The 10,001-nt window shown below is 59.2% G+C and carries 8 protein-coding genes; 4 read left to right on the plus strand and 4 right to left on the minus strand.

The features are described from left to right. The first annotated feature begins 15 nt into the window (after positions 1–15). Positions 16–738 carry a tetratricopeptide repeat protein gene (locus tag ACIP1X_RS12995; protein ID WP_053116924.1) on the plus strand — a complete coding sequence of 241 codons (723 nt, stop codon included), beginning with the start codon at positions 16–18 and terminating at the stop codon, positions 736–738. A gap of 10 nt (positions 739–748) precedes the next feature. Beyond that, positions 749–1,021, plus strand: coding sequence for a DUF3613 domain-containing protein (locus tag ACIP1X_RS13000; protein WP_053116923.1), 273 nt, complete (start codon positions 749–751; stop codon positions 1,019–1,021). A gap of 123 nt (positions 1,022–1,144) precedes the next feature. On the opposite strand, the gene ACIP1X_RS13005 is transcribed toward ACIP1X_RS13000, so the two are convergent. The 3 genes from ACIP1X_RS13005 to ACIP1X_RS13015 form a co-directional block, all read right to left on the minus strand. Continuing rightward, on the minus strand, positions 1,145–1,507 hold the full coding sequence (locus ACIP1X_RS13005) for a DUF6124 family protein (protein WP_400752604.1): 363 nt from the start codon (positions 1,505–1,507) through the stop codon (positions 1,145–1,147). Positions 1,508–2,569: 1,062 nt separating this feature from the next. Next, positions 2,570–3,349 carry a response regulator transcription factor gene (locus tag ACIP1X_RS13010; protein WP_338110716.1) on the minus strand — a complete coding sequence of 260 codons (780 nt, stop codon included), beginning with the start codon at positions 3,347–3,349 and terminating at the stop codon, positions 2,570–2,572. Between the two features lie 126 nt (positions 3,350–3,475). Next, positions 3,476–3,946 carry a prepilin peptidase gene (locus ACIP1X_RS13015; RefSeq protein ID WP_400752608.1) on the minus strand — a complete coding sequence of 157 codons (471 nt, stop codon included), beginning with the start codon at positions 3,944–3,946 and terminating at the stop codon, positions 3,476–3,478. Positions 3,947–4,021: 75 nt separating this feature from the next. Between ACIP1X_RS13015 and ACIP1X_RS13020 the strand changes: the two genes are divergently transcribed. Then, positions 4,022–4,477, plus strand: a complete 456-nt coding sequence (locus tag ACIP1X_RS13020; RefSeq protein ID WP_053116921.1) for a TadE/TadG family type IV pilus assembly protein — start codon at positions 4,022–4,024, stop codon at positions 4,475–4,477. Beyond that, positions 4,474–7,227 (plus strand): ATP-binding protein, encoded by a 2,754-nt coding sequence (locus ACIP1X_RS13025; protein WP_400752611.1) that lies wholly within the window; start codon positions 4,474–4,476, stop codon positions 7,225–7,227. Before ACIP1X_RS13020 ends, ACIP1X_RS13025 begins: the two co-directional genes overlap by 4 nt. Here ACIP1X_RS13025 and ACIP1X_RS13030 read toward each other — a convergent pair. Continuing rightward, the gene (locus ACIP1X_RS13030) at positions 7,224–9,212 is read right to left on the minus strand and encodes a pilus assembly protein TadG-related protein (RefSeq protein ID WP_400752614.1); all 1,989 of its coding nucleotides are present in this window, start codon (positions 9,210–9,212) and stop codon (positions 7,224–7,226) included. The genes ACIP1X_RS13025 and ACIP1X_RS13030 overlap by 4 nt on opposite strands. Positions 9,213–10,001 lie beyond the last annotated feature (789 nt).

The following is a 10,001-nucleotide window of genomic DNA, read 5'->3' on the forward strand; positions in this document are numbered from 1 at the left end:
CATGGAGCGTGTTTGATGAAAGTACTGATAGTCATCGCCAGTCTGCTGCTGCTCGGCGGTTGCGCCACCAACGGCCAGGCGCCGTGGACGTCGCTGCTGTCGCCGTCCAGTTGCAGCAAACTGTCCTCGGAACAGGAACTGGCGCTGAACCTGGCGGACGACCTGGCCAACGACGGCAAACTGCACGCCAGCCTCGCCAACCTCGAAAGCCTGCCGGACAACCTCAGCGAAGTGCGTCTGCGCAAAGCCAAGGTCTATCGCCTGCTCGGCCGCAGCGAAGCCGAACCGCTTTACCGCAGCCTCGTCGGCGGCTGCCTGACCGCCGAAGCCGAACACGGCCTCGGCCAACTCTATGCCGCGCGCGGCGACAACGGCCAGGCCCAGGCGCACCTGCAACGCGCCGTGCGCCTGGCGCCCACCGACGAAAAAATCCGCAACGACCTGGGCGTGGTCTACCTCAACCAACTGCGCCTGAACGACGCCAGCTTCGAATTCCTCACCGCCCTCGAACTCAAGCAAAACAACCAACTGGCGGCGCAGAACCTGGTCACCTTACTGCTCTACCAGAACAACTGGCCGCAAGCCGCCGAAATCGTCAGCCGCGCCAAACTGACCCCGGATCAATTCACCGAAGCCCAGGAACGCGCGGAAAAACTCAAAGCCCCGGTCAAAGCCAAACCCGCGGCCAGCAACCAGGTCGCGGTCGTCGCCGACCCACTGCCGTCCTCGATCAAATAAGGAGACAGCCATGAACCCCGTCAAAGGCCTGTGCTACCTGACCCTGCTCAGCCTGCCCCTCAGCGCCCACGCCATCGACGCCGGCCCCGCCTCGGCGCAACAACAGGAAACCGAAGGCTGGCTCGTCCTGCAAAGCCGCAACCAGGCCGCCTCGAAAAACCCACAACCGGCGACCGCCACTGAGCGCGAACTGGCGATGCAGCGCTGGATCAAAAAATACAAATACGAAATCCCGGATTTGTATGACCCGGATGCGGGCGGGAAAATTGAGACCAAAAATTAGAAGCGGGGTGACCATCCGAACGCTTTCGCGAGCAAGCCCGCTCCCACACTTGATCGCATTCCATCTGAAAGAACCCGGTCAACTGTGGGAGCGAGCCTGCTCGCGAAGAACGATGACACGGTCTTACGCCTGTGGGTCAACCCGATCCAGCGCACGATTCACCGTCAGTTCAGCAAGCATCACAATCTGCTGAATCGCCAACGCCGTACTCCTCTGCAAACCACTCAACTCATTCGCAAAATTACTCGCCATGGCACTCGCCGAGGCCAGTGATTCGCATGCGTGGGCGAGCAGGCTTTCGCTATCGACATTGGGATGGACGAGAAACATCGTGCTGGGTTGGTAGGCTTTTTCGGGTGTTGGGCTGAGGTAGAAATCGAGTGCGCGTTTAATGGCTTCGCGGTTTTTGATTTGATCGTCGGCGCGGATGGCTTCGGCGAGTGGGGTGGTGACGTCGTGCGGGGGATCGGGAATCAGTTTGTCCATGAAAAGCTCCTACTTCCTAGTGAGAGCCAACTCTTGCCGTTTCCACACGACAAAAGGTGGCAGCTGTACGCAGGGTGGAAAACCGATAAGTAGGCAACCGGCCAGACCAAAGTCTGCCCACGCACAGCCGCCGCGACACAGTTTGCAGACGAAAGAAGACGCCGACAATGATTACGGTAGCGATGCAATGCATCTACTTGATACAGGTTTCCACACCTGGTCGCTGAATTGGCAGCGACAGGCAGAGACTAGAGCGCGCGCGTCCGACGGACAACCTGAAAACCCTGTGGGAACGTTCGACAAATTTCACACACTTTTAAACAACCAAAAGCAAACCCTCACCCTAGCCCTCTCCCGGAGGGAGAGGGGACTGATCAAGGTGTTTGGGCAAGTTACGCCGACGTGAAATACCGAGCCGAACTTGAGTTTTAAAGCTTGGATCAAAAGCCCCTCACCCTAGCCCTCTCCCAGAGGGAGAGGGGACTGACCCGGGTGTTTGGGCAAGGTACGCCGACGTGGGATACCGAGCCGAACTTGAGTTTTAAAGCTTGGATCAAAAGCCCCTCACCCTAGCCCTCTCCCAGAGGGAGAGGGGACTGACCGAGGTGTTTGGGCAAGGTACGCCGACGTGGGATACCGAGTTGAACTCAAGTTTTGAAAAGCCCAAAAATCGGCCCCCTCTCCCTCGGGAGAGGGCTGGGGTGAGGGGCGAATCCAACGAAGATCAAAAGATCGCAGCCTTCGGCAGCTCCTACATGAAATCGCGGCGATCCACGCCAACCACTAGGCCGAGTGTCAGCTCGCCTGCTTTTGATTTTGATCTTAGAGCCCGTCGGGAGGCTGAGCGGGAGGGATTCATACGGGGAAAGCATCGAGAGGAGGTGCAGCGAAGCAAACCGTAGGCGATGCCCCCGGATGAACCCGGAGCGAAGGAACCCGAGCCTTAGCGAGGGCCGGACGTCAGGGCAAAGACCTTTGGTTACTTTGGGGCGTTTGCCAAAGTGACCCGCCGTAAGGGCGGAACCCTAATCCGCCATCACACAAATACCGGATATACACCCATCAATGCGCCGTAACCCGCCCCCGCCCCGCACCGCCGCCAGGCGAAAGCGCCAACGCCAACTGCGTCCGATTATGCATATGCGTCAACCTTAAAACCTGCGAAACATAAAGCTTCACCGTGTTCTCGGTAATCCCCAACTCACAAGCAATCTGATAATTCGTCTGCCCCTTCCCCACCAACCGCGCCACATCCAACTGCCGTGGCGACAACTGATTGAAAATCTCCGGCATCTCCGCCGCCTCAACCTCCCCACCCAACCTATCCCGCACCACCGTCGCAGGACTACGCCGAACCTTATCCAGATCCTGATAAAGGTCATCAATCGACTCAGACAAAAACTGCAACTTCTGATTCAAATGCCCAAGCTGCACATTCTTGTGCCGCTCCTGCAACGCCAACTCCTGACGCTGCAAACCCTCCAGCAACTCCGCCAGATCAATCGGCTTCTGATAATAATCAGCAATCCCCGCGCGCAACGCCTTGATCACGTCCTGCTTGTCCGCGCGCCCGGTCAACATGATCGCCTCGAACGCCCGCTGCTTGCCGGCCAGGCGCTGCAACGCCTGCACCAGTTCAATGCCGTCCATCCCCGGCATGTGCAGGTCGCACAACACCAGACCAATCTGCGCGTCTTCAGTAAAACGCTCGATCGCCTCTTGGCTGGAAACGCAGGGGACGCAGCGATAACCGCTGGACTCGAGAAACTCGCACAACTCCTCGACAATCAAGGGTTGATCATCAACCACGAGGACTTTTACCGCAGACGTAAGCTTGTTCACGTGCCACTCCATGCCCTAGGCCAAAGCTGACCATTCCTGTACTGACAGCCCTTGGCTGTATAACCAGCTCCTTTGAAAGTAGACGTACTTTCCGACTATGTACATAGAACTAGTGGCACCCGGCGACTAGTGGATCCAATAGAAAGCCAGCCCCGTGCCGAGCAGCACAAACGGCGCAAATGGCAGCTTTTTTGACGATCCCGGGCCCAAATATCGAAGACGATCTCTAAGCCCTTGACTCATATGCAGCCAGACTCTTGGCGCGAGCAGCAGCCAGAGCACGCTGGCGATACCGGCGCCGATAAATGTCCAAAGAACGAAAATACCGTCCGTCGCAAGGCCCAGAGCTGTCATTAGTTTCACATCACCGGCGCCCATGCGGCCCATCAAATAACCCGGCAGGGTGAACGCCAACGCCAACAAAACCGCCCAGCCGCCCTGCCCGGCCTGAGCACCCAGCCAGGTGCTGCCGGTGGCCAATAAAAACCCCAGCGCCAATGCACCGACACCGACGGTCAAGAGATTGGTGATGCGCCGCTGCCGGGCGTCCTGAGCGGCGCAAACCAGCAGCCATACGAGAAGGATAAAACTCTGCATCCGGTAAAAACCGTCCGTTTTTGCTGAATGATTCTATGCTGATACTACGCAGTGACTGTCAGGGTAGACGCACTCATGAAAAACGGCTTTCGGAAGTCGCAAAAAGGTGCGGTGGCGATTGAATTCGCCCTGGTGTTCGTGATCTTTTTTGCAGTGTTTTACGGCTTGATCAGCTACAGCCTGCCGTTCGTGATGATGCAATCATTCAATCAGGCCACAGCTGAAGCCGTGCGCCGTAGCGTCGCCATTGACCCGACGACGCCCGGTTATGCGACGGCGGTCGTCAATGCTGCGAATGCAGCGCTGACTCAACAATTGTCTTGGGTGCCGTCGTCGTTCAATTTAGTGATTGGCACCGATACCAGCGCGGTTTTCGACAGCACTAAAGGTCTCAACGGCACGCTCACCGTCAGCGTCAATTACCCGGTCAGCAAACTCAATCAGGTGCTGCCGTTTCTGGTGCTGCCGGGGGTTGGCACCGTGCCCAGCCTGCCGACCAATCTGACCGCCCAATCGAGTCTGCAATTTTGACGGCGGGCGATAAACTCTTCGGGCGGTTGCTCAAGCGTTCAGCGGTCGTCGCTCACGAACCGCTGGAGCCTCTGGTCTCGCCGATGCTGGGCCTGCACATTCATCTCGACGATGACGGCGCGGTATTGCAGATGGCCGGGCCGTTGCGCCATGTGCTCGAACAACAGAAACCTCATGCTCAACCGTTGCCGCTGAGCGACTACTTGCTCGCCCACAGTTGCCTGGCCATCGAGGGCCAGCCGAGTGATTGGCAAGGGCAACTGCTCGATCTCGACTTCGCCTGTCTCGGCGATCAGGTGCTGCATTTGCGCGGCTGGGCGCAGCGCTGGGGCAACGGCTGGCTGTTGCAGTTGATGGACATCGCCGACTTGCTCATCGAACGCCAGCAAGCGCGTCACCACGACGCCTGCCAAGTCATCGCCGGGCAAATCGGCGAACAATTGCGCAACTGCGGCCCGTTGCGTCTGCCGACGATTGTCAGCGAACAACTGCAAGTCATCGCCCAGCGCTGGCACATCCCTTGTCTGGCATTGGCGCTGCTCGATGAACAGGAACAGGGCTGGCAAATCTATCGACAGTTCCAGGCCCATGACGCGCCGACGCTGTGGCACGACGGTCAACGACTGGGCACGCCGCTGGACAGTTTGAACGGCACCGCGCCGCAGCGACTCGATGCGCACCACGGCCTCAACGAACATTCGCGGGTGCAGATTATCTTCGGCAACGCTGACGGTTTTGCCGTGCCCTACAGCGATGATCGCGGCGTGGTCGCATGGCTGCTCTGCGGTTTTTACGACGTTGATCACGCCGCGCCCTATCTGACCGTGCGCGACTGGATGTGGCTGGCGAGTTCACTGGCGGCGCCGTTGCTCGGGCGTCTGCGCGAGCAGCAACATCATCGCCAGCACGAACGTCTGGAATCCCTACAGACTTTGCTCGGCACCGGTTGGTGGGAAATCCCCGGCGTCGGCGATGAAGTGCAATTGGCGCCGTCATTGGCGACCGCCCTGCATCTGCAGGCGACACGATTGACCCAGGAAGAATGGCTGACGCAGATCCATCCTGCCGATCGCGAGGAAATGCGCAGCGGTCTGCACGCCCTGCAACAACACGGCGAGCCGCTGACCTTGAGCGTGCGTCTGCACCCTGCGGATAACGAGCAAGCGCCGACGTGGTTTCGCGTGCAAGGACAAGTCACCGGCAGCGCCGAACACCGGCGGCTGGTCGGTTTCATGCTCGACATCAGCGACATCAAAAACCAGCAACAACTGGCCGCCGCCGCCCATGCGCGGCTGGACAATCTGATCGCCAGTTCACCGGCGGTTATTTACGTGCAGCATTACGCCGAAGGTGCGCTGCAACCGGCGTTTTTCAGCGCCAGCCTGCAACCGCTGCTCGGTTTGCGTCTGGAGGATTGCACGGCGGCGGCGCTGATCGAGCGCCTGCATCCGGAAGATCGCGAGGTGTATTTCCAGCGTACTCGGCAGTTGCTGCGCGAAGGTTCGGTGCGTGCGCGTTATCGATTGCGTGACAGCCGTGGCGACTATCACTGGCTGCTCGACGAGGCCAAACTGCTGCGCAACGACCTCGGTTTGCCGGTCGAAGCTGTTGGCCTGTGGCTGGATGTCACCGATGCGACGCTGGCCGCTGAGCGGATCAAACAAAGCGAAGAGCGCTACCGGATTCTTGTCGAAGATTCACCGGCGATGATCTGCCGCTATCGTCCGGATCTGACCCTGACTTTCGGCAACCGGCCACTGGCTAACTATCTGGAATGCACGCCGGAGCAATTGCCGGGCATCGATCTGGGCACCTGGATGTCCGACGAGCAGCGCGCCGCGTTCGTCCAGCGCCTGACGCTGCTGACCCCGGACAACCCGGTGAGCACCGCCGAAATCAGCCTGCAATTGCCTGGCCGCGAACATGCCTGGTGGGTGTGGTCGGATCGCGGTGTGTTCGATGAGCGCGGGCAGTTGATCGAAGTGCAAGCGGTGGGTCGCGACAACACCGAAGTGCGCCGCTCGCAGCAGCAGCTCACGCAGAGCGCAAAAATGGCCACCCTCGGCGAGATGGCCACGGGGCTCGCCCACGAAATCAATCAGCCGCTGAACGTGATGCGCATGGCTATCGTCAACGTGCTCAAGCGCTTGAGTAATGGCGATGTGCAGGTCGATTACCTGACCGACAAACTCAACCGCATTGACGCGCAGGTGCAGCGTGCGGCCAAGGTTGTCGATCACATGCGCGTGTTCGGCCGCCGTTCGGAGATCGAGCAGCAACTGTTCAATCCGGCGTCGGCCATCGAAGGCACGTTGTCACTGTTGGCTGAAGGCATGCGCGGTAAAGGCGTGGATCTGCGCATCAGCGACACCGGTTTTCAGGTGCAGGTGCGCGGTTATGTCGATCAACTGGAGCAGGTGTTGATCAACCTGATGGTCAACGCCCGCGATGCGTTGTTGAGCAAGCGTGAGAAGGATTCGAGCTTCAAACCGTGGATTTCGATTTATGCCGAGCGTGATGATGAGAAGGTCAGGCTGTGGGTCGAGGACAACGGTGGCGGCATTGACCCGCGTTTGCTCGAGCGGATTTTCGAGCCGTTTTTTACCACCAAACCGATTGGTGTCGGCACAGGGTTAGGGCTGTCGGTGAGTTACGGGATTATCGACAACATGGGCGGGCTTTTGAGCGTGCGCAACTCGGTCGAGGGCGCGCGGTTTTGTATTGAACTGCCGATTGCGGCGGACGATTAGATGACTAGATAGGCTTTGCCGGTTTGCCCGCAGGTCATGTTGGCGCCGACGTCGACGTCCATCAGGTTGATGCCGAGGCTTTTTAGCAGGTTGTTGAGTAAGGGGTCGAGGATCGGCGCCAGCAATCCGGTGACCACTGGCAATAAACGATTAGTGACATCGCTGATCAGCGAAGCGACCCCGGTCACGATGGAGCCCAACGGATTGCTGCCGAGCGGCTTGTAGACAATCAGATTAACCCCCGCCAGCGTGTTCGACAGGCTGTTGACGATGTTGGTGGTTGGCACTGCCGCCTGAATGCTCGGCGGCAATTTCAGGTTGGCCGGGGTGGCGAACGGTGTGGCGCTGGAGAAGACCAAATCTTGCGAGTTTTGCGCGACGCTGGTGTCGAGCATGATGCCGATGCCGCCAGCGCCGAATTTGACGTGACTGTTCGCATCGCAGCCGAACAATCCGTAGCAAGTCTCGATCCCCAAATCAATCAGTGCCAACGGTGCCACGGTGGGTTCAGCGGCAGAAGAAAAGGCATTGGTCGAATCGATTGTTCCAAGTTTGAGGTCGGCAATTGACGTGACGGTGTGGGCCGTCAGGCTCTTGGTTCCAGTCGTACCCGTCGGGCAACTGTAATCGGTGACGTAGCTCTTCGCTCCACCTACATCCAGGCTGATATCGATTCTTGGCGACGGCAACAGTCTTGGAGCCAATTGCTCGCAACCCGCACCGAGCAGACATAGAACCGAATTGAGTGTGGCTGCCAGATCCAGGTGCAGCAATGCATTGAGCGTCGGCGTCAATGCACCGACTAGCCCAAGCACGGCGTTGGTCAGCCCGCTGACCCCGCTTAACACCGGTAAATTCACCGAGACCAGCGTGCGAATTTGCGCAGTGCGCACATAAATCCGGTTCGCCCCCAGCGGATCGACCTTGGCCAGCGCCGGATCACCAATCGCAGAAAACTGCGGCGGCTCGATCACCTTCACTTTCACCGTGACATTCGCCAGCCCCAACACGCTGATCGGCAACGTCGCCGCCACCGCGCTTTTGCTGTTGGCCAGTTGAATCACGCCCTGCACCAGTTGCAGCAATTGCAGATTGGCGTCGAGCCCCGCCGCCGTGGTGCCGGTCTGCAATTGCAGAATATTGCCAAGTTTGACCGGCGCCGCGTTGATCGCCGCCACCTGCAACTGGCCCAGCGCGGTGATCACCTCTGCCGTGGCGCCGTTAAGTTGCACCACCGTCGCGGCGGCCTGAATCAGTTGGGTGACCGTGGCCTGGGTGTTGAGCAACTGCGTGTAATTGCCGGCGGCGACATTGAGGTTGATCGCCAATTGGTTGAGGTAGCTGAGCAGGTTGATATCGGTTTTGAGCAAGCCGTCCCAGCCCAGCGCCGTGAGGTTGACGTTGCCGCCGAGCAGCCCGGAAAACAGCGGATTGAGGATGTTCGATTGCGCGGTATTGATCGTGGCCAAGGTGCTGCGAATGTTCAGTTGGGCGATGGTCGGCTGGGGTTTCGCGGCGACGGCCGTGGCGTTGAGCGTGGTGTTGAGGCTGACCGCCGTGCCGCTGAATAACGCCTGCACGCCGCCGGCAAAACTGGTGGTGAGGGTGTGACTGCCGACTACGCGCACCGCTGCCGCTTGCGTGGCATCCGCGGTAAACGAGCGCAATCCGGTCGCGGCCGTGACTAATGAACCACAGGTAGTGGCGAGGGTGTTGTTGGCATCGACGGTAAAACCATTACGCACCGCGCTTTGCCCGGCGTAAGTGGCAGCGGTCAAACCGGGCAGACAGTTGCCGCCACGGCTCACCGCTTCCAGCGCGGCGTTATCCACCACCCGCTGCAATTTGCGCTGCTCCATGTACAAGCGCCCGGTGTCGACCACCAACAGCATCGCCACCAGCGCCACACTCAGCGTGGCAGCCGCCATCAACCCGATCGCCCCGCGTTGCCGGGCCGGGCCATTGAACTGCGAACGAGGCGACATGGCGCACTCCTTTGCCGGCGCACTGCCGAGCGCTACCTCCATTGATGCGATTGAGTGTAGACGCCGCCGAGCAACACTGCTGGCAACACGCCAGCGCACACAGCACAAAACCTGTAGGAGCCGAGCTTGCTCGCGAAAGCGGTGGGTCATTCAGCATTGATCTGTCTGACACACCGTCTTCGCGAGCAAGCTCTGCTCCTACAATGACCGAGGTGCGCACAAATTCTGTGAACACCCCAAAAACCTGTGGGAGCGGGCTTGCTCGCGAAAGCGAACTGTCTGCCAAATCAATGTTGAATGTGCCGGCCTCTTCGCGGGCAAGCCCGGCTCCCACAATGACCGAGGTGCCTACAAATTCTGTGAACACCCCAAAAACCTGTGGGAGCGAGCTTGCTCGCGAAAGCGGACTGTCTGCCACATCAACGTTGGATGTGCCGCCCTCTTCGCGGGCAAGCCCGGCTCCCACAATGACCGAGGTGCCTACAAATCCTGTGAACACCCCAAAAACCTGTGGGAGCGAGCTTGCTCGCGAAAGCGAACTGTCTGCCAAATCAATGTTGAATGTGCCGGCCTCTTCGCGGGCAAGCCCGTCTCCCACAATGACCGAGGTGCCCACAATTCTTCTGAACACCATAAAAACCTGTAGGAGCCGAGCTTGCTCGCGAAAGCGGTGGGTCATTCAGCATTGATCTGTCTGACACACCGTCTTCGCGAGCAAGCTCTGCTCCTACAATGACCGAGGTGCGCACAAATTCTGTGAACACCCCAAAAACCTGTGGGAGCGGGCTT

Origin of the sequence: Pseudomonas sp. NPDC088885 (assembly GCF_044750025.1) — a bacterium.
GTDB classification, from domain to species: Bacteria; Pseudomonadota; Gammaproteobacteria; order Pseudomonadales; family Pseudomonadaceae; genus Aquipseudomonas; species Aquipseudomonas rustica.

Bases quoted from the DNA above. Each gene is read 5' to 3' on its own strand.
- ACIP1X_RS13030 (WP_400752614.1), bottom strand. From the start codon at position 9,212: ATGTCGCCTCGTTCGCAGTTCAATGGCCCGGCCCGGCAACGCGGGGCG.
- ACIP1X_RS13000 (WP_053116923.1), top strand. From the start codon at position 749: ATGAACCCCGTCAAAGGCCTGTGCTACCTGACCCTGCTCAGCCTGCCC.
- ACIP1X_RS13015 (WP_400752608.1), bottom strand. From the start codon at position 3,946: ATGCAGAGTTTTATCCTTCTCGTATGGCTGCTGGTTTGCGCCGCTCAG.
- ACIP1X_RS13005 (WP_400752604.1), bottom strand. From the start codon at position 1,507: ATGGACAAACTGATTCCCGATCCCCCGCACGACGTCACCACCCCACTC.
- ACIP1X_RS12995 (WP_053116924.1), top strand. From the start codon at position 16: ATGAAAGTACTGATAGTCATCGCCAGTCTGCTGCTGCTCGGCGGTTGC.
- ACIP1X_RS13020 (WP_053116921.1), top strand. From the start codon at position 4,022: ATGAAAAACGGCTTTCGGAAGTCGCAAAAAGGTGCGGTGGCGATTGAA.